Source organism: Mycobacterium sp. 852002-51057_SCH5723018, assembly GCF_001667035.1.
GTDB lineage: Bacteria > Actinomycetota > Actinomycetes > Mycobacteriales > Mycobacteriaceae > Mycobacterium.
The window spans coordinates 16,847-36,440 of the sequence record NZ_LZIR01000001.1 but is presented as its reverse complement, the minus strand read 5'-3'; the positions used below and the strand labels follow the sequence as shown (position 1 = coordinate 36,440).

Genomic DNA, 19,594 nt, shown 5'->3' with positions numbered 1-19,594 from the left:
CTCCCGGTCGGCGGGGCGGCGACACCCGATCAGCGGCGTTCCTCGTCCCCGGTTTTGCGCTCGCCGAGGCCCTCTCGCGACAGCGCACGGACAAAGCCGTAGGCCTGCATTCCGGCCGGGCCGGGGTTTTTGACGATCCAGTCGTTGATGTTTGACAGCGCCTTGGCTAAGTCATCGCGCCTGACCCGGACCAGGTAGGTCTTCCTGTCGTCATGCGGATCGTCGATGGCTTCGGCGACGGCGACGGGGTTCCTGAAGGCGTAGGCGATCCCGTGCACGGCGTCGTGGTTGAGCGCCCAGTTAAGTTCGCTGGGCCGCAGTCGGTTCACCGCAAGATTGCGGTATTCGTCCTCGTCGGTTGAATCGCTCACGTGGCCGATGGTCCTCCTCGGAGGTGTGCCCGCGAGAAAGTGGACGACGATCGACCGAACGCAATGCCGCGCAGGCTATTCGATGAAAATTTCCCCAAGCTCTCATCATAGGAAGCACCTGCATTCAGTGCATGCCGAGCGTTCGTTCAGCAACCGGCCGATATGCGCCCGCGCCGAAGCGTCGTAGAGTGACGGCGGGCCGCTGACGGCCATCTCCGCTGGCTGCGAGGACTCATGACCGAACGCATCGAGGTTGGTCGCACCATCAACGCGCCGGCCGCCGATATCTTCGCGGTGCTGTGCGACCCGCAGGGCCACGTCGCGATCGACTCCTCTGGAATGCTGCAGGCCGCCGATGGCGACCCGGTAACCGGCGTCGGGGACAGCTTCGTGGTGCACATGGACCGCGAGGCGCTCAACGACTTCCCGCAGCTCGGAAGGTACGACGTCACCGTCGAGATCAGGGAGTTCGAGCGGAATCGGCTGATCGCCTGGACGGTTCTCGGCCAGATCCGCCCGCCGATCGGCCACGTCTACGGCTACCGGCTGGAGCCCGCCGACGACGCGGCGGCCACGGTCGTCACCTCGTTCTACGACTGGTCGGAGATCGACCCGAAGTGGCGGGAGGCCGGAATCTTCCCGGTGCTGTCCGAGGGTGCGCTGCGGGCGACCCTGGGCATCCTCGACCGCACGGTCCGGCGGGGCTACCCGAGGGGCTGACGGCGGCTCAGCGCCGATACTTCAGGAACAGGTAGTCGTCGCAGGTCAGCGCGTGCTCGAGCCGCATCGCCACCGGTATCGAAAGCCGGGACGGCTTTCGTTGGCCAACCGGCTGGCTCCCGGCGAGTTTGGGGGCCAGCGTCACGCAGATCTCGGCGACGGCGTCGGCGTCCACCAACTCGTCGAGCAGGGTCGGTCCGCCCTCGCACAGGACGCGGTTCATGCCCTGCGCGCGCAGCAGCGCGAGGGCGCGGGTTACGTCGACGGAATCCTCGCCGGCGACCAGCACGCGTCGACGCGGGTCCTCCCGCGCGGCCGACCGCGCGCAGGTGACCAGGATCGGTGGCTGGTCGGGGTTGCCGAACAGCCGCGTCGGCAGTGCACCGGTCCGGCTGATCACGGCGATCGGGGGAGGGGTGGCGCGTTGCGTGTCGATGAGCCGCACCGGGCCATAGTTTTCGGCGCGGGCGGTGCCGGCGCCGACCAGGACCACGTCGGCGAAGCCGCGCAGGATCTTCAGCAGCTGCTGGTCGGTGGGGCAGGACAGTGGACCGGCGCGACCGCCGAACGCGGCGGCGCCGTCCGCGCTGAAGATCATGTTCGCCCGGACCCCGTCCGGGGGGTCGGCATAAAACGACGCCAGCTCGGTGACGTCGCCGACGGCACCCATCCGTAGCGACGTCATCGGCTAGGCCTCGTGGCCCGGTTCGAGGTGGCGCACGTCGCCGAAGGACACCCAGCTCTCCAGCTCGCGCGGCGGTTCGCCGTCGACGGGCTCCAGCAGGTGCCCGACGTGGTCACCGAGGGGGAAACGATCGAGGATCTTGCCGACGAACCAGGCCGCCGCGTCATCGAGGATGGGCAACTGTGCCGGGCCGCGGTGCCACGCGCAGCGGTCGAACTTGTTGACGGTGTCGCCGGTCTGGCTGCCGAAGAGTTCCGCGACCTCGAGGTGCTCGTGGTCGAACACGTGCACCGCCAGGTGGCTGGCGCCGGCTGCCACCCGAAACGTGTGGTTCTTGGTGGACAGGCCGACCAGGAAGCGCGGCGGATGGATGCTGGCCTGGCTGGCGAAGCCCACCAGGCAGCCGGCCGCGACGCCGTCGGCCTGCGTGGTCACGACAAACATCGGATAGTTGAGCAGCGCCACCAGCTTTTCGAATGCTTCCGCTCCGGGCTCGGCCACCCGCTCAGTCTTCCCGTTCGTGCCGGGCGGGAATCGCATTGCCGCGATTGCGGCGCGCGACGCAGGCCGGCCCAACACCGAGACGCCTCCGGTTCAGAGCAGCTTGTCCACCATGATGGGCAAATCGGTGACGCGCCTGCCGGTGGCGTTGAACACCGCGTTGGCGATCGCGGCGGGCACGCCGACGATCACCAACTCGCCGAGTCCCTTGACGCCGATCGGATCGGCGATCCGGTCCTCGGCCGGTAAAAAGGTTGCATCCAACGCGGGGACGTCGGCGTTGACCGGCACCAGATAATCCGACATGTTCGCGTTGACGATGCGGCCATCACGGTGGTCCAGCTGGGTCCCTTCCAGGAGCGCCATCCCGATTCCTCCGACCATGCCGCCGATCGCCTGACTATGCGCGAGTTTGGGGTTGATCACCCGGCCGGCGTCGTAGCAGGCATAGATGCGGCGGATCCGCACCGTCGCAAGTAACGAGTCGACGACGACTTCAGCGAACACGGCTCCGTAGGCGTACATCGAGTACCGCTTATCGGCGTCGTCGGGTGTCCATGTCTGTTCCGAGTCCAGACTCGGCCATCCGCGGCGGCGCAGCAGATCCTGATACGATTCGCCACGCTCGGGCCCTGTCGTCGCGACCATGCGGCCATCCGTGACGGCGACGTCGTCCGGACGCAGGCCGTTGAGCGGCGATCCCGGGTCGGTTATGGCCGTGCGAACGAAGCGGTCGCGCAGCATATTCGCGGCAGTAAAGACGGCCGACCCCACACTGGCCATGGTCCGCGACCCCGAGTGCGACGGCGCGGGCGGGAACAGGCTGTCGCCCAGGGCGAATCGCACGCGGCTTAGCGGCATCCCAAGCGCGTCTGCGGCGACCTGCGTCATCGAGGTGTAAGTTCCGGGCCCCATGTCGCTGGTTCCGCTTCGTACCTCGACCGTCCCGTCAGCCAAAACCCTTGCAATTGCGCCACATTGACTACGCTGGGTGCGGTAGGCCGCCGCGGCCACACCGATTCCGACGAGTTGATCGCCCTCGCGGCCGGCTCCGGGAGTCGGGTTCCGCCGGCCCCAGCCGAAGCTCGCCGCCCCTTGCCGGAGGCAGTCGGTTAGCCGCCGCGTGGAAAACGGCTTGCCGTCGGTCTGGTCGACGTCGGGTTCGTTGCGCATGCGTAATTCGATCGGGTCCATGCCCAGCCGGTGTGCGAGATCGTCCATGCCGGACTCGAGGGCAAACATGCCGGTGACCGCGCCGGGGCCCCGCATGTAGGTGGGCAGGTGGACGTCGAGCGGCACAACGCGATAGGTCGAACGGAGGTTGGGAACGCGGTACAGAAAGCGCGGAATGCCGACAAGCCCGTCCTCGTAGGTTCCGTATTTTGCTGTCTCCGTTCGTCCCTCGTGGATCATGGCGCTGATCTGGCCTGTTTGGTCCGCCCCAATGGCCACGCGCTGCCGGCTGGTGGGCCGGTAGCCGATTCCGCTATACATCTGCTTGCGGGTCAGCACCAGCTTCACGGGCCTCCGCATGCGCCGAGCGGCGTATGCGGCGAGCAGTTGATGCGGCCACGTCTGCCCGGCACTACCGAAGGCACCTCCGACGAACGGCGAGATCACCCGCACGTGGTCTGGGGGCATACCCATAGCGTCGGCATAGGCCTGCCGCGCCGAGCTGATGCTTTGAACCTTGTCCCACACCGTGAGCTGGTCGCCGTCCCACTTGGCAATGGTCGCGGGCAATTCCATCGGATTGTGGTTGTTGCGGGCGATACTGTACCCGAGGTCTGTTACCACCGACGTCCTGCGAATCGCTTGATCCGCGTTGCCGCGGGCATAGTCGCGATTGGAACGCCCCGGCTGGCTAATGGCCTGCGGCGCATCGACATTCGTCAACGCCGGCCGATCCGAGTAAAGGACAGCCACGAGCGACGCCCCGTGGGCGGCCGCCTCAAGCGTGCTGGCGACAACCACGGCAACGGGCTGGCCGAAGAAGGAAACCTGGCGTGTATCGAACGGCAGCTTCAACCCGGGGAAGTCGCTCAGCACCCGAAGCACGTCGCGGTGCGCCAGTGCGGCGTTGGCGTCGACGCGGTCGACGCGGCCGCACGCCACCGTGCTGCACACCAGCGCCGCGTACACCAATCCGGGAAACTCGTTGTCGGCCGCGTACCGCGCTTTGCCGGTCACCTTGAGCGGGCCGTCGACCCGGGTGATCGGCTGGCCGGAAACTATCAGCGCGGAGGGCAGTGCCTGCGTCATGGCAACGCCGCCACGGTGGTCAGTTGTCTTTCAACCGTCCGCTTGAGGAGTTCGACCTTAAAGCCGTTCTCTCCCAGCGGTTTTGCGCCGTCAGCGGCAAGCGCGGCCGCGCCGCGCAAGACGTCGGCGTCGGGCGGCCTTCCCCTGAGCGCTCCTTCGACGGCCGACAAACGCCACGGCACGGTGCCGACCCCGCCGACCGCGACCCTGGCGCTGCGGATGGCGCCGGCGTCGATGTCGAGCGCCACCGCCGCCGATTCCAATGCGAATTCGTAGGACTGGCGGTCGCGCACCTTGAGATAGCCGGACCGGCGCGACACGGGCCCGACCGGCACCTCGACGGCGACGATCAGCTCGCCGGGCCGAAGGTTGTGCTCTTGGTGAGGCGAGTCACCCGGCTCGCGAAAAAGATCGCCGACGGGTATTCGCCGTTCCCCGGACGTGTCCCGCGCCACCACCTCGGCGTCCAACGCCACGAGGGCCACGGCTAGATCGGACGGGTGGGTCGCGACGCAGTCTTGACTGGTGCCAAATATTGCGTGCGTGCGGTTGCGTCCCTCGATAGCCGCGCAACCCGCGCCGGGAGTGCGTCGGTTACACGGGGCCGACACGTCGCGGAAATACAGGCACCTGGTGCGTTGCAAAAGGTTCCCGCCGATCGTCGCCATGTTGCGCAGCTGGGGCGAGGCGCTGAGCTCAAGGGCTTGACTGACCACCGGCATTTGCTGCCGGACGACGGGATGAGCGGCGAGGTCAGTCATCCGCACCAGGGCCCCGACGCGAATTCTGTCGGGCCGTACGTCGACCGACGCGTAAGGCAAAGCGTTGATGTCCACCAATGAATCCGGACGCTCCACGGTTTCCCGCATCAGGTCGACCAGCGTGGTGCCGCCGGCAATGTAACGGGCGCCGGCGGCCGCGGCCCTCAGCGCCGACTGCTCGTCGACGGCTTTGGTGTAGCGGAAAGGGAACACGTTCTACTGGGCGCGCGCCGCCGTGGCGACCGCATTGACGATGTTGGTGTACGCGCCGCAGCGACAGATGTTGCCGCTCATCCACTCTCGAATTTCCGCCGGCGAGCCCGCATGCCCTTCACCGATGCACCCCACGGCGGACATGATTTGGCCGGGTGTGCAATAGCCGCACTGGAACGCGTCGTCATCGATGAACGCCTGCTGGAGGGGATGGAGTCGGCCGCTGTCGGCCAGGCCCTCGATGGTGGTGATCCGCGCACCGTCGTGCATCACCGCGAGTGTGAGACACGAGTTGATCCGGCGACCGTCGACCAGCACGGTGCACGCGCCACACGCTCCCTGGTCGCAGCCCTTCTTGGTGCCGGGTAGTCCCGCCCGCTCGCGCAGCATGTCCAGCAGCGACGTGCGGTTATCGACGGTGATTTCTCGATCTTCGCCATTGATTCGGGCATGTACGACGGTGGTGTGGCCTTCGTCCTGGGCTTGATCGGGTCCGGCAGCGCCGGGACCGGCGGCGACGGCGCCGCCCAAGGCGAGGGAGGCACCCACGAACGTCCTGCGGTTGAGTTGGATACCGAATCGGTTGTCCATTAGATCCACTGTAAAACGGGTTCGTGACATCCATCCTGCGCGCCGCCGCTGACAACGAGCATTGCCTGGTGTGCGCTATGCGGTGCAGCAGCTTTCATCGGGATGGTCGGTGTTCGGCCCGAAGGTGTCGGAGTCGGCGATCACGGTGTACACCTCCCAGCGTTCCCCGCCGGGGCCGGTGACCCAGACCTTGTCCTGGGCGGCGAAGCAGCAGGTGGTGTTCAGCTCTTCTTCGGTGAACAGTCCCTGCTCGGTGAGACGGGCGATTTCGCTGCGCACGGTGTCGGCGGAGTCGACTTCCACGCCGAGGTGATTGAGAGTGCCGCCATGGCCCGGATTCTCGAGCAGCACCAGCTTGAGCGGTGGCTCGGCGATCGCGAAGTTGGCGTAGCCGGGTTTGACCTTGGCCGGCTCGGCGTTGAACAGCTTGGCGTAGAAGCTGATTGCCTCGTCGAGATTGTCGACGTTGAGGGCCAATTGCAGGCGCGACATCGTGGGTCCTTCCTTCTGGCGTCGGTTAGGGGGTGGTGGCTCCCGGCAGGAGCTCGGTGATCAAAGCCCGGACTCGGGCGGCGATGTCGTCGCGGATCGCGCGCACCGCGGCCAGCGGTTGACCGGCGGGGTCGGGCAGTGTCCAGTCGCGGTAGGACACTGCTGGGTAGTAGGGACAGGTGTCGCCGCAGCCCATGGTGATTACGACGTCGCTGACCCGCACCGCGTCGGCGGTGAGGATTTTCGGCGCGCCGATGGCGATGTCGATTCCGAGTTCGGCCATGGCGGCGACGGCGACGGGGTTGACCCGGTCGGCAGGTTCGGTCCCGGCGGAGCGCACTTCGATCCGATCGCCGGCCATGTCGCTCAGCAAGGCGGCGGCCATCTGCGAGCGCCCGGCGTTATGGACGCAGACGAACAGCACGCGGGGTTTGTCGGCCATCGGCTTGGGCTCCTAGCTGGGGCTCGTGTCGGAACAGCCGGGCGCGCAACGCCAGGGAGACGTAGACCAGCCCGACCAGTACGGGGACTTCGATCAACGGTCCGACGACCCCGGCCAGGGCCTGCCCGGACATGGCGCCGAACGTGCTGATCGCCACCGCGATGGCCAACTCGAAATTGTTGCCGGCGGCGGTGAACGCCAGGGTGGTGGTGCGGGAATAGCCCAGCCGCAGGGCGTAGCCCAGCGCATATCCGCCGCACCACATTATCGCGAAATAGGCCAGTAGCGGGACCGCAATGCGTGCGACATCCCATGGCCGAGAAGCGATTTGGCGGCCTTGCAGGGCGAACAGGATGACGATGGTGAACAGCAGCCCATAGAGCGCGCACGGCCCGATGCGGGGCAGAAATCGGGTCTCGTACCACTGGCGGCCTTTTGACCGCTCACCCAGTCGGCGCGACAGGTATCCGGCCAGCAGTGGAATGCCCAGAAAGATGAGCACGGATTTGGCGATCTGCCACACGGAGACGGCGATGCCGGTTTGCGGCAGGCCGAGCCAGCCGGGCAGCACCGAGAGGTAGAACCAGCCCAGTGCGGCGAACATGACGACCTGGAACAGCGAGTTCAACGCGACGAGCACGGCCGCGGCTTCGCGGTCCCCGCACGCCAGGTCGTTCCAGATGATGACCATCGCGATGCAGCGGGCCAGCCCGACGATGATCAGCCCGGTGCGGTACTCGGGTAGGTCCGCTAGCAGCAGCCAGCCCAGGGCGAACATCACGGCGGGCCCGATCAACCAATTGAGCAGCACAGAGCTCACCATGAGTCTGCGGTCGGAGGTGATGTCGTCCAGCCGGTCGTAGCGGACCTTCGCCAGCACCGGATACATCATGACCAGCAGGCCTATCGCAATGGGCAGTGAAATGCCTTCGACCGCAACGCCACTCAAGGCCGCGCCCAGGCCGGGCACCGATCGGCCCAGCAGCAGGCCGGCGGCCATCGCCACCGCGATCCAGACGGGGAGATACCGGTCCAGCGTCGAGAGCCGGGCCGCTACCGCCGGTGGGGCGGACACCGGCGTCGAGGCGTTGGTCATGGCCCGCATCCTGGCCTCGTTGCCCCAACGAGGTCATCGATGTGCAGGACCGACGAAAGTTGCTGCAATGCAGAGGGAATCACCCAGTAGTACACCCAGGTGCCTCGCCGCTCGCAGTCGAGCAGGCCGGCCGAGCGCAGCAGCTTGAGGTGATGGGAGATCGTTGGTTGCGATACGTCGAAGGTGGCCGAGATCTCGCACACGCAGGCCTCACCGCCGGGGTGGCTGGCGATCAGGCTCAGCAGCCGCAGGCGCACCGGGTCGCCCAGCGCCTTGAACATCGCCGCCAACTCCGCCGCCTGCGACTCACCCATCGCCGCCGTGCCCAGCGCCGGGCAGCACCGCTGCGCTTGATTCGACATCCTTCTATATAAGCATTTATCGAATCAGGTTGCCACTCCTCCTGCCCATCACCCGCCGAACGGCGTAGGCGGCGACACCGACACCGAGCACCGCGACGCCGGTCAGCACCGAGGACAGCGGCATCGCGAACGCCAGAACCACGCACCCGACCAGCCCGACCAGGGGGATCACCCGGTGTGGGCGGCCCTCGTCGGGCCCGAGGGTCAACGCGGAGGCGTTGGCGACCGCGTAGTAGATCAGCACGGCGAACGACGAGAAGCCGATCGCGCCGCGCAGGTCCGCGGTGGCGGCCAGCACCGCCACGACGACGCCGATCAGCAGCTCGGCCCGGTGGGGCACCTCGAACCTGGGGTGCACGGCGCTGAGCGCGTGCGGCAGATGGCGGTCGCGAGCCATCGCCAGGGTGGTGCGCGAGACGCCGAGGATCAGCGCCAGCAGCGAGCCCAGCGCCGCTACCGCCGCGCCCACCCGCACCCCGGGCGCCAGCCAGCCCATCCCGGCCGTGCGCACCGCGTCGGCCAGCGGGGCGGTCGACTCGGCGAGACGCTGTGGCCCCAACGCGGCCAGCGCGGCCACGGCCACCAGCGCGTAGACGACCAGGGCGATGGCCAGCGCCAGCGGGATCGCCCGCGGGATGGTGCGCGCGGGGTCGCGCACCTCCTCTCCGAGGGTGGCGATGCGCGCGTAGCCGGCGAAGGCGAAAAACAGCAGGCCGGCGGCCTGCACCACGCCGCCCACGGAGGCACCGGCCACCTGCAGCCGATCGGCGTAGGCGGTCCCGGAGGCGAACACGGCGACGACCACCGCCGCCAGGACGGCGAGCACCAGCGCGACGATGACGCGGGTGAGCCAGGCCGACTTCTGCACCCCGACATAGTTCACGGCGGTCAACGCCACCACCGCGGCGACGGCCACCGGGTGCGCCTGCGACGGCCACGCGTACGCGCCCACGGTCAAGGCCATCGCCGCGCAGGACGCCGTCTTGCCGACGACGAATCCCCAACCCGCCAGATAACCCCAGAAATCACCAAGCCGCTTGCGGCCGTACAGGTAGGTGCCGCCGGACGCGGGATAGAGGGCCGCCAGCCGCGCCGAGGAGGTGGCGTTGCAGTAGGCCACCACCGCCGCCAACCCCAGTCCAAGGAGCAGCCCCGAGCCCGCGGCATGCGCCGCCGGGCCCAGCGCGGCGAAAATCCCGGCGCCGATCATCGACCCGAGCCCGATCACCACCGCGTCGAACAGCCCCAGGCTGCGGCGCAGCTGACCGCTGTCGGACACTCGGCCTCCTCGTCACCCGGGATCTCCCCAAACCTATCAAATCAGTTTGATGTATCGTCCGAAAGGTGGCGATACCCAAGCGGGCGGCGGTGCCGCCGCTGATGCGCATGGCGGCGCATCCGGTGCGCTGGGCGCTGCTGACCGAACTGGCGGCCGGCGACCACCGGGTGCGGGAATTGGCTGCCGCCGTTGATGAGCCGCAAAACCTGGTCTCCTATCACCTACGGCTGTTGCGCACGGCCGGGCTCATCGGCGCGCGGCAAAGCACGTTCGACGGCCGCGACACCTACTACCAGCTGAACCTGCGCCGGTGCGCGGGGGCGTTCGGGGAGGCGGCCGCCGCGTTGCATCCGGCGCTCGTGTCGACGGCCACCGCTAAACCCGCGGCACGGTCGGTGCTGTTTTTGTGCTCGGGGAATAGCGCGCGCTCGCCGATGGCCGAGGCCCTGCTCCGGAAAAAGGGCCACGGGCGCATCCGCACCGCGAGCGCGGGCAGTCATCCCAAACCGCGCATGCATCCCAACGCCATTCGAATCCTGCGCGACCTGTACGGCATCGACCTGCACGACGGCCGACCCCAGCCGTTGACCGCGGTAGGCCGGCGGCGCTTCGATTACGTCATCACGTTGTGCGACAAGGTGCGCGAATACGCGCGTGAGCACGGCGTGGCCACGACGATGCATTGGAGCCTGCCCGACCCGTCGGCCGCCGGTGACAACGACCGCGCCAGCTATCCGCAATTCCGCCGTGTGGCAAGCGAATTGGACACCCGAATCGATTTCCTGCTACCGGTCCTCGCGCTGGGTCCCGAAGGCGGAGACCGATGACGGCGCCGATCGGCCGGCGCGAATTCTTGAAATCGGCGGCGTTGATCGCCGCGATCGGCGGCACCGGCATGGGTGCGGGCGCGTGCTCGCGGAACGCGCCGCCGGCCCCGCCCAATGGAAAGCCGGACTACACCTTGCGGATCGGTACGGGCAGGGTGGAATTGGCGCCCGGCCGGGTCGCCTCGACCCTGACCTACAACGGCCAATTCCCCGGCCCTCTGGTGCGGTTCAAGGAGGGCCGGCGGGCGTGGGTGGACATTTTCAACGACACCGATTTCCCCGAGCAGCTGCACTGGCACGGCCAGCACTTGGGCGTGGACGTCGACGGCGCCGCCGAGGAGGGCACGCCTGACATCCCCGCGCACGGCATGCGGCGCATTTCCTTTGTCCCGGGGCCCGCGGGCTTCCGCTTCTATCACACCCACGTGGTCCCGCGCGCCGATCTGTCCCGCGGCCAGTACAGCGGCCTGGTCGGTCCGGTCTACATCGAACCCAAACAGAACCCCGGCGCCTACGACCAAGAGATCTTCTTGACGCTCAAGGAGTTTGATCCCAGTTTCACCAGCGGGGGCGACATGGCCGCCGACTTCCTGGCCGGCGACGAGCAGCCCGGCCTGAAGGACAAAGGCGAATCGGAGATGGCGGCCTCGCTGGGTCGCGGCGACCCGCGCGGCAATGAGGTCAGTTACGGGGCGTTCACCGTCAACGGACGGATGCTGGGCCACGGCGATCCCATCCGCGTGCAGACCGGTCAGCGGGTGCTGCTGCACGTCCTCAACGGCAGCGCCACCGAAACCCGAAGCCTGGCCCTGCCCGGTCATACCTTCACCGTGATCGCGCTCGACGGCAACCCGGTACCCAACCCGTCATCGGTGCCGGTGCTGTGGCTGGGTGCCGCAGAACGCATTTCGGCGGTCGTCACCATGACCAACCCCGGGGTGTGGGTGCTGGGGGACGTGTCCGACGACGACCGCGACCGCGGCATGGGCATCGTCGTGGAATACGCCGGGCGCGGCGCGGATCCGCAGTGGGTGGCGCCGCCGCCGTTCAAGTGGGATTACCGACTTTTCGCGCGGCCCGCGCCCGCCGCACCGCCCGACCAGACCATCGAGCTGCTGATCGAGAAGCGCAACGCCGCCGACAACGGGTTCAACGTATGGACTTTCAACGGCACACCGTTCTCCATGGACAACGACCAACCCGTGCTCAACATCCAGCGCGACAAGCGCTACCGGCTGCGCTTCCGCAACGCCAGCGACGACCTGCACCCGATGCACCTGCATCGGCACACCTTCGAAATCACCCATGTCGCCGGCACGCCCACCGCCGGCGTGCGCAAGGACGTCGCGATGCTAGGCGGCTATCAGAGCATGGACGTCGACTTCGTCGCCGACCAACCCGGACTGTCACTCCTGCACTGTCATCAGCAGATCCACATGGACTACGGGCTGATGCTGCTGCTCAATAGCGGCTGATCCGCCACGGAAGGACTTACGATTCGGCCATGTCGCTCGAGGCCGGTCAGTTGTTCGACGGGTACACGATCCTGCGGGTGCTGGGCTCGGGCGGGATGGGCCGGGTGTACCTGGCGGCGCATCCCCGGTTGCCGCGCCAGGACGCCCTGAAGCTGTTGCCGCCCGAAGTGACCGCCGACCCGCGGTATCGGGAGCGGTTCGAGCGCGAGGCCGAGTTGGCCGCGGGTTTGTCGCATCCGCACATCGTGGGCATTCACGACCGCGGCGAGCATGACGGCCAGTTTTGGATCTCGATGGACTACGTGGCCGGCACCGACGTGGCCAGGCTGCTGCGGGAGCGGTTTCCGGGTGGGATGCCCGTCGGTGAGGCGATGGCGATCATCACCGCGGTCGCCTCGGCGCTGGATTACGCGCATCGCCGCGGCGTGCTGCACCGCGACGTGAAGCCGGCCAACATCTTGGTGGCCGATTCGGACGGGCAGGGGCGACGCGTTTATTTGGCCGATTTCGGCATCGCGCGCCGCATCGACGACGTGACGGGGCCCACCACGACCAGGATGGCGGTGGGCACGGTGGCCTACGCCGCGCCCGAGCAGCTGATGGCCAGTTCGGTTGACGGCCGTGCCGATCAATACGCGTTGGCCTGCACCGCTTTTCACCTGCTTGTCGGGGCGCCGCCGTATCGCGGTTCCAGCCCTGTGGTGGTGATCGGGCAACACGTCAGCGCCCCGCCGCCCTCGATCGGTGCCCGCCGGCCCGAATTGGCCGGGCTGGACACGGTGTTCGCCACCGCGATGGCCAAGGAGCCGTCCGGCCGGTACGGCAGCTGCGGGGAATTCGCCCGGCAATTGAGCGAGCACCTGAGCGCGCCCTCGGTTCCCCAGGGCCTCACGGTCCCCGCGGGACCTCGGCCGCCGCTACCCAACCGGAGGCGGCCGGGCCGGCGCCCGGCCCTCCTCATCGGCGCCCTGCTGGCCGTCGCGTTGCTGGTCGCCGCCGGCGCGTTTGCCACCGCGAGGCTCACCGGCCGGCATGATCCGGCCCCGGCCGTCGGACCGTTCGGCGGCACCTACCGGGCCGACTTCGGCCCGATCATCGCGCTCGACGACGTCTCGGACACCGGCGGGACGCCGGCGCTGACGAGCACCTATGGCCTGCGTTCGGTGTGTCGCTCCAGCGGCTGCGTGATGACGGCGGCGCGCCTGGGCGGGGCAACCGTCGGGCAGCCGAGCATGGTGTTCGATGAGATCGGCGGCCGCTGGGTGGCGGTAGCCCTCGGCCCGGACAGCTGCCGAAACGCCGACGCCGAATTCTGGCAGGTGTTCTCGCTGCAGCCCCGGCCCGACGGCAGCCTGGCCGGCGAATACACCGCGACCTCCGGCAACGCCTGCGCCGACAAGCGAAGCGTGATCCTCACCCGCACCGGCGACGCCGATGCCAACGGGCTTCCCGACCCGTCCGGCCCACCGCCGCGGGTGCCGTCGCCGGCCCAGGGGCTCCGCGGCCACTATCGCGTTACACGCACCTTGACGAACGGGATCCCACGGCAGCAGCTGGACACCGCCGTCACCACCGCCTGCCTGCGCACCGGCGATCGGTGCATGAGCTACTTCCACGAACCGTCGGGTGACCTGCCGCTGGTGTTCGGCGGCGGGAGCTGGACCTGGAACATCGACGTCGACATCAGGTGTGGCAGGTCAACCGACACCGCGCACATGAAGTCCAGCGGGCAGGCGCCGGTGCCGCAGCCGCCACAGGACCCCATCCTGCAGCTCGTCGGGCGCGGTCACCAGGAACAGACCGAACCCTGCGCCATGAATGCGGATTTCGACGAAACAATAACGCGCACGGGCGATTAGCGGGCGTCCCCGGGAACACCCACGCGTCGCCCCACCGTCATTTTGCCGGCGCGGTCGCATGCGTATTCGACGGGAATGGTAGTTGCCGCTGCGCCTTGAGGATTTACCATTTGGCCATGTCGCTTGAGGTTGGTCAGGTGTTTGCCGGCTACACGATCGTGCGGGTCCTGGGCGCGGGCGGGATGGGGCGGGTCTATCTGGCGTCGCATCCGCGGTTGCCGCGCGAGGACGCGCTGAAGGTCCTGCCGGGCGACCTGACCGGCGATCCGGAATTTCGGGCGCGCTTCATGCGCGAGGCGGAAGTCGCGGCGGGCCTGTCTCATCCGCACATCGTGTCGATTCACGACCGCGGCGAAGAGGACGGCCAGTTTTGGATCTCAATGGATTACGTGGCCGGCACCGATGCCGGCCGCCTGCTGCACGAGAACTACCCGGGCGGCATGCCGCTCGAGCTGGTGGTGTCGATCGTTACCGCGGTGGCCTCGGCACTCGACTATGCGCATCATCGCGGGTTGTTGCACCGCGATGTCAAGCCGGCCAACATCCTGCTGACCGAACCCGACGCGCAGTCCCGGCGCGTTTACCTCGCCGATTTCGGGCTTGCGCGCCACATCGACGACGCGACCGGGCTGACCGCGACCAACATGACGGTCGGCACGGTGGCCTACGTGGCACCCGAGCAATTGAAGGGCGAGCGGGTCGACGGAAGCGCCGATCAATACGCGTTGGCCTGCACCGCCTTTCATCTGCTGGCCGGGGTGCCGCCCTACGCTGATTCCAACGCCGCCGTGGTGATCAGCCAACACATCGGCGCCCCGCCGCCGCCGATCGGTGCGCACCGACCGGAGCTGGCCGCGCTGAATCCGGTGTTCGCCACCGCGATGGCCAAGGAGCCGTCCGACCGCTTCGACAGCTGCCGCGAGTTCGCCGACCGACTGGCCCGGCAGCTCGGTCCGGGGTTCTCACGCGCGGGTGAGATCCCGTTCCCGGACACCGATCCCGCAGTGGAAGCCACGATGCCCGCCGTGTCACCATCGAGGCGGCGTTCTCGCGCCCGGGCCGGCGCCCTGGCGGCCGCCGCGTTGCTCGTCGTCGCCGGTGCTGTCGTCGCGGGGGTGAAGCTCCTGAACGATCGAGACCACACCGGCGGACGCAACACCGCCGCGGCGCCGGCCACTCCCGCGGCCGCGGCGCCCAACTCGGGCCCATTCACCGGCGTCTATCGGGTCCAATTCGGCCCGGGCACCAACCTCGACGACGTCCCTGCTCCGGGTGCGGCCGCGTTGACGGACACGTACGCGGTCCGCTCGGTGTGCGGGCCCACCGGGTGCCGGGCGACGGCGTCACGTCTCAGCGGCGAGATGAGGCTCGCCTCCACCACGGTGTTCGACGAGGTCGACGGGCGCTGGGTGGCCGTCACCATCGGCTCGGACAAGTGCCGCGACGCGCCCGCGGAAATCTGGCAGGTGTTCACCTTGCAACGGAGCCCCGACGGCACCTTCACCGGCGACTACCGCGGGGCCGCCGCCAACGCCTGCGATCAGAAACGAACCGTGACCTTCACCCGTACCGGGGACGTCGATGTCAACAGCCTGCCCGACGCGAACACGCTACCGCCGAGGGTGGTGTCGCCGGCCCAAGCGCTGCACGGCCGTTACCACGTCACGCGGAAGTTCAGCAGAGGACCTCAGCAGCAGGCGGACCAGGCCGTCACCACCGACTGCCTGCGCACCGGCGACCGGTGCATGAGCTACTTTCACTCCAAAACCCTTGACACACCGCTGGTTTTCGGCGGCGGCTCATGGACCTTGGACGTCGAACACGACGAACCCGGCCCCCAGTGTGGCGGCCCTGTCTTTGTGAAGGTCACCGGCCAGTATCCGCTGCCGCAGCCACCACAGGACCCGATCACGCTGCTCAGCGGGCAGAACCGCCTGGAGCAGTCGGGCAGTCGCTCGTGTTCCGGGAGCGTCGACTTTGTCGAAACATATACCCGCACAGGCGATTAGGCCGACCATCGGCGGTTAGCCAAGCGGATGGTTTTGCCGCACCCCGCGATACATGCCCCAGCGAACGACCCACGGCATCACCACCCGCTCGACCGACCACGTCGGAAAGCGAAACGACTGGCCGGTGGGGAAGAAGACCTCCAGCCCGTCCGGCTGGATACCCACCAACGAGCCCCAACGCCGGCCCGGCGTCCGGAATGTGCGCAGCTCGCGTCCCGCGAGCTCGGCACGAATGTTGTGCGCCATGAGCGCATCTCCACGATTGCGGGCGGAGCTGCGCAGCGGGTCGCTCGCCGCGACGTCCCCGACCGCGAAGACGCCCGGATGTCCGGGCACCCGCAGCTCCGGCGTCACGCGCACGAACCCGCGCTCGTCGAGCAGCTCGGGCGGCAGCCAGTCGGTGTTGGGCCGCACCCGGCCGATCGCCCACAGCACCGCGTCGGCGCGGGCGGACGGTTGCCCGGTGCTCCAGCGCACCGGTTCGCCGGTGATCTCATCACCCGCGAAACCCTCGGGCACGCCGGCGCGGTGCCTCGGGTGGACCCCCACACCTAGCCCGGTCAGCCGGGCCCGGAGGCGCTTCCAGGTCGCCGGGTGATATTCGCTCAGCGCCCGCTCTCCGGGGAAGTACAGATCGATCCGTTTGTCCGGCCAGGTGGTCGCCATGTTGAGGGCGCTGCTGACCGCGGCCGCGCCGCCACCCACGACGATCACCGAATCGGCAGCGGCGAGCCGTTCGTGCGCCGCGCGCAGGTCCGCGCCGATATCGGCGGCCGACTGCAGCGTCGGCCGCCGCCAGAAGCCGTTGGTTACCCCCGTCGAGATGACGAGCGCGTCGTACTCTTCGGTCAAGGTTGTGCCGTCGTGTCGGCGACCCAACACGGTTCGAGCGGCCAGGTCGACGCCCGTCAGCGTCGCCTGCACGGTCCGCACCCGATCCAGCCGGCGGAACCTGTCGAATGGGATCCAGTAGTCGCGTGCCCAATCCTGCGGACGGGAGAGCCGGACGCCGAGTTCTTGGCCGCTGACCAGCGCGGGTTTGACCGAAATTCCGACCACGTCGGCGTGCCTGGCCAGGCGGACGGCGGTGAGGACGCCCGCGTCCCCGAGCCCGGCGATGACGACCCGGTGGCGGCGTACTACTCCCATTTGGCTTCCGCGCCTGAGCTTTTCGGAGATTTTATGGCCGGCGATGCGATCCATCCCGGCCTCCTTCCGCGCAAAGCCCGGGTGGGCCGCCGGATCCCCGCCGCGGTCGGCAAACTGTAACACGTTCTACCGCTGCGTCGTCGGCTCGATCAGTAGCATTAGCCAGCGGCCCTTCCACCGGTCGATATGTGTCAGACACCGAAAGGACGCTCAGATGACGACCCAGGCCGACACCCATCGGCACAGCCCGCAACTGATTCCACTTCGGCTGTTGCGGGGGGGACAGGTGCACCATCCGGCCGTGCTGGAGGAGGCCAGGAGGCGCAGCGCGGATCTTCAGCTGCGCTTGGCCGACCGGATCACCGCGTTCGCCGGATCGATGAACTTCGTGTGGATCCACGCGGCCGTATTCGGCGTGTGGATGCTGCTGCTGGAGAAAAACCCGTGGCCCACCTTGACCCTGGTGGTCTCGCTGGAGGCCATTTTCCTGTCGACCTTCGTGATGATCGGCCAGAACCGGCAATCCGCCTTTCAGCAAGCCCGGGCCGACCATGACTTCGAGACCCAGGAATTGGAGCTGAAGACCAACACCCAACTCACTCGTGAGATCCACGTGCTGACTGAGGAATTGCATCGGCGCTTGATCCCGCCGCCGCCGGCGCCTGGCGATTCCGCGTTGCAAGCTTAGACCGCTCTGGGGGAGCAAATGGTGGAGTTACAGGCAACGATGCGCCCACACCTGGGCGCGGCGCTGCGTGCCGCGGCTCGTGCATCGGCCCCCCGGCCGACCGCGGCCAAGCGCGCCGCCAAGGACTTTCGGCAAGGCCTGTGGCGGGCCGTCGGGGCCGAGATCCGGTGGTCGTTCACCCCGCCACGGACCTGGCTGATGGGGGTGTTGGCCAATGTCATTTTCGCCGCGGCGTGGTTGCTCGTGCAGCCGCTGACCCCCGGCCGCCACCACCACGACTGGGCCGTGTTGGTCGGTACCTACTTCTCCTCATGGGTCCTCGCCGACGTCACCACCACCAACCTGCTCGGCGCCGATCACTATCGCGTCCTTCAGGCCCTGTCCGACGGGGTCCCGCTGTGGCGGGTGATGCTGATCAAAAACCTGGCCCTGCTCACGCTCGTGGGGCTGCCCACCTTGCTGACCGCGATGGCCCTCACGTTGTGGTTCCAAACGCCCGGGCGCCTCGCCGTGACCATTCCCACCGTCGCCGTGCCCATCGTGTCCTGGCTCGGCGTGGGCAACCTCATCTCGGTGCTCCATCCGGTCAGCGCCGAGCCGCTGATCCGACGGTGGCGACAGCGTGGCAATCGTCGCCGCACCGGCGGCTGGGCGTTGGCCCTCACGCTGCCGTACGCGCTCTACTACGTCGCCGACCCGATGAACGGGGTGGAGCACCGCGTCCTATGGACCCAGCTGCCCCAACTGATCTGGCCGGTTTTCGGACGCGACACCAAAAGCCTCGTACACCTGGCGACCGCCGCCGCGGTGTGGATCATCGGAACAGTCGCGGCCCTGCTCTGGACGCGCAGGCGCGGGTTCCAGATCCGGTGACGCCATGCTAGGGAGTCGGGCCCTGCGGTGGTGCGGTGACCTCCTGGCCACCGACCCGATGGTCAGTCCGCCGCGCGCGGACCTGACCGGCCTCGGCCCCCGACGGTGTTCAGCGGCACCCGCGACATCCTGAACCCCGACGCCCGGCAGCACGCTGCTGTCCCGGCCAGCGGTCGGTAACACCGGGAGCTGGTGACCTGTGTTGTTACGCTGGCTGAGTGGGCGAGACCAGCGAAAATCCGGCGAAGGCGGGACTTGCCGCCACCAGTTGGGCGCTGCTGGGCATGATGTCGTACGAGGAGGAGGTCTCCGGCTACGACCTCAAGAAGTGGATCGACTGGAGCGTCGACCTCTACTACTGGAGCCCGTCGTACAGCCAGATCTACACCGAGCTCAAGAAGCTCGAGAGCCTGGGGCTCGTGACGTCGCGCGTCGAGCACGACGAGGGCACCCGCAGCCGGCGGCTCTACAAAATCACTCCGGCCGGGATGGCCGCCGTAACCGAATGGACCAAAGACGCACCCGTGGATCCTCCGGTGCTCAAGCACAGCGTTCTCCTGCGGGTGACGTTTGGCCACCTCAGCAACCCGACTCGGCTCAAGGAGTTGCTGCAGGAGCATGTGGCCTACGCGGAGGCCAGGCATCGCAAAGCGGTGGAGGACGCCGACGGGGCCGAGGTCGAGCCCGCCTGGGCGTACTCGGTGATCGCCCTACGCTGGGCGGCCAAGTATTACGCCGCCGAGCGTGAGTTCGCCCTGGAACTGATGAAGGAAATCGACGAGGCCGACGCCATCATGCAGAAGGCCGCCAAGGGCGGCTTCGGAAAAGCACGCCCCAAGCCCGGTTATTGGCGCGAGGTCGAGAAGCAGGTCCAGGCCAAGCGGGAGACCGACTAATCCTGATGGTGGCGACCCGCTTCGCCCGGCTTTGCCGCGCTCC

18 protein-coding genes and 1 pseudogene are annotated in these 19,594 nt (G+C 68.1%); 8 read left to right on the top strand and 11 right to left on the bottom strand.

All coding sequences use genetic code 11. The features are described 5' to 3' along the window. Window positions 1-29: 29 nt before the first annotated feature. Window positions 30-329, bottom strand: coding sequence for a hypothetical protein (locus tag A5764_RS00190; protein ID WP_369807259.1), 300 nt, complete (start codon window positions 327-329; stop codon window positions 30-32). Window positions 330-605: 276 nt separating this feature from the next. On the opposite strand from A5764_RS00190, the gene A5764_RS00185 reads away from it, so the two are divergent. Further along, the gene (locus tag A5764_RS00185; protein WP_067106603.1) at window positions 606-1,091 is read left to right on the top strand and encodes an SRPBCC family protein; all 486 of its coding nucleotides are present in this window, start codon (window positions 606-608) and stop codon (window positions 1,089-1,091) included. A 7-nt stretch (window positions 1,092-1,098) separates the two neighbouring features. On the opposite strand, the gene A5764_RS00180 is transcribed toward A5764_RS00185, so the two are convergent. From A5764_RS00180 to A5764_RS00135, 9 genes and pseudogenes are all read right to left on the bottom strand, one after another. Then, a complete protein-coding gene (locus A5764_RS00180) occupies window positions 1,099-1,776 on the bottom strand; it encodes a pyrimidine reductase family protein (RefSeq protein ID WP_067106601.1) in 678 nt (225 codons plus the stop codon). A 3-nt stretch (window positions 1,777-1,779) separates the two neighbouring features. Continuing rightward, entirely contained in the window at window positions 1,780-2,316 is a 537-nt protein-coding gene (locus A5764_RS00175) for a flavin reductase family protein (protein WP_369807258.1), read from the bottom strand. A gap of 54 nt (window positions 2,317-2,370) precedes the next feature. Beyond that, the gene (locus tag A5764_RS00170; protein WP_067106597.1) at window positions 2,371-4,539 is read right to left on the bottom strand and encodes a xanthine dehydrogenase family protein molybdopterin-binding subunit; all 2,169 of its coding nucleotides are present in this window, start codon (window positions 4,537-4,539) and stop codon (window positions 2,371-2,373) included. After that, window positions 4,536-5,513 (bottom strand): xanthine dehydrogenase family protein subunit M, encoded by a 978-nt coding sequence (locus tag A5764_RS00165; protein ID WP_067106595.1) that lies wholly within the window; start codon window positions 5,511-5,513, stop codon window positions 4,536-4,538. The genes A5764_RS00170 and A5764_RS00165 overlap by 4 nt, the downstream gene beginning before the upstream one ends. Window positions 5,514-5,516: 3 nt before the next feature. Then, window positions 5,517-6,104 carry a (2Fe-2S)-binding protein gene (locus A5764_RS00160; protein ID WP_067106579.1) on the bottom strand — a complete coding sequence of 196 codons (588 nt, stop codon included), beginning with the start codon at window positions 6,102-6,104 and terminating at the stop codon, window positions 5,517-5,519. A gap of 75 nt (window positions 6,105-6,179) precedes the next feature. Next, window positions 6,180-6,596, bottom strand: coding sequence for an ArsI/CadI family heavy metal resistance metalloenzyme (locus A5764_RS00155; RefSeq protein ID WP_067106577.1), 417 nt, complete (start codon window positions 6,594-6,596; stop codon window positions 6,180-6,182). Window positions 6,597-6,621: 25 nt separating this feature from the next. Next, window positions 6,622-8,134 (bottom strand): annotated as a pseudogene (gene arsB / locus A5764_RS00145) (ACR3 family arsenite efflux transporter). Continuing rightward, entirely contained in the window at window positions 8,131-8,496 is a 366-nt protein-coding gene (locus tag A5764_RS00140; protein WP_067106571.1) for a helix-turn-helix transcriptional regulator, read from the bottom strand. The pseudogene arsB and the gene A5764_RS00140 overlap by 4 nt, the downstream one beginning before the upstream one ends. A gap of 16 nt (window positions 8,497-8,512) precedes the next feature. Further along, window positions 8,513-9,775, bottom strand: coding sequence for an APC family permease (locus A5764_RS00135; RefSeq protein ID WP_067106569.1), 1,263 nt, complete (start codon window positions 9,773-9,775; stop codon window positions 8,513-8,515). A 65-nt stretch (window positions 9,776-9,840) separates the two neighbouring features. Between A5764_RS00135 and A5764_RS29780 the strand changes: the two genes are divergently transcribed. The 4 genes from A5764_RS29780 to A5764_RS29775 all read left to right on the top strand — a co-directional run bounded on the left by A5764_RS29780 (window position 9,841) and on the right by A5764_RS29775 (window position 15,945). Beyond that, window positions 9,841-10,602, top strand: a complete 762-nt coding sequence (locus A5764_RS29780; RefSeq protein ID WP_304441313.1) for an ArsR family transcriptional regulator — start codon at window positions 9,841-9,843, stop codon at window positions 10,600-10,602. After that, window positions 10,599-12,077: a multicopper oxidase family protein gene (locus A5764_RS00125; protein ID WP_082951376.1), complete on the top strand. Its 1,479-nt coding sequence runs from the start codon at window positions 10,599-10,601 to the stop codon at window positions 12,075-12,077. The genes A5764_RS29780 and A5764_RS00125 overlap by 4 nt, the downstream gene beginning before the upstream one ends. Window positions 12,078-12,106: 29 nt before the next feature. Continuing rightward, entirely contained in the window at window positions 12,107-13,936 is a 1,830-nt protein-coding gene (locus A5764_RS28670; RefSeq protein ID WP_067106567.1) for a serine/threonine-protein kinase, read from the top strand. 116 nt (window positions 13,937-14,052) lie between these two features. After that, window positions 14,053-15,945, top strand: coding sequence for a serine/threonine-protein kinase (locus A5764_RS29775; protein ID WP_067106565.1), 1,893 nt, complete (start codon window positions 14,053-14,055; stop codon window positions 15,943-15,945). A 15-nt stretch (window positions 15,946-15,960) separates the two neighbouring features. Here the strand turns inward: A5764_RS29775 and A5764_RS00110 are convergent, their stop codons facing one another. Then, window positions 15,961-17,094: an NAD(P)/FAD-dependent oxidoreductase gene (locus tag A5764_RS00110; RefSeq protein WP_067106799.1), complete on the bottom strand. Its 1,134-nt coding sequence runs from the start codon at window positions 17,092-17,094 to the stop codon at window positions 15,961-15,963. A 214-nt stretch (window positions 17,095-17,308) separates the two neighbouring features. Here A5764_RS00110 and A5764_RS00105 point away from each other — a divergent pair, with 214 nt between their 5' ends. The 3 genes from A5764_RS00105 to A5764_RS00095 all read left to right on the top strand — a co-directional run bounded on the left by A5764_RS00105 (window position 17,309) and on the right by A5764_RS00095 (window position 19,551). Next, window positions 17,309-17,782: a DUF1003 domain-containing protein gene (locus tag A5764_RS00105; protein WP_082951375.1), complete on the top strand. Its 474-nt coding sequence runs from the start codon at window positions 17,309-17,311 to the stop codon at window positions 17,780-17,782. A 39-nt stretch (window positions 17,783-17,821) separates the two neighbouring features. After that, complete coding sequence (locus A5764_RS00100) at window positions 17,822-18,655, top strand: hypothetical protein (RefSeq protein ID WP_067106563.1); 834 nt, start codon at window positions 17,822-17,824, stop codon at window positions 18,653-18,655. A gap of 284 nt (window positions 18,656-18,939) precedes the next feature. After that, window positions 18,940-19,551: a PadR family transcriptional regulator gene (locus A5764_RS00095; RefSeq protein ID WP_231989560.1), complete on the top strand. Its 612-nt coding sequence runs from the start codon at window positions 18,940-18,942 to the stop codon at window positions 19,549-19,551. Window positions 19,552-19,594 lie beyond the last annotated feature (43 nt).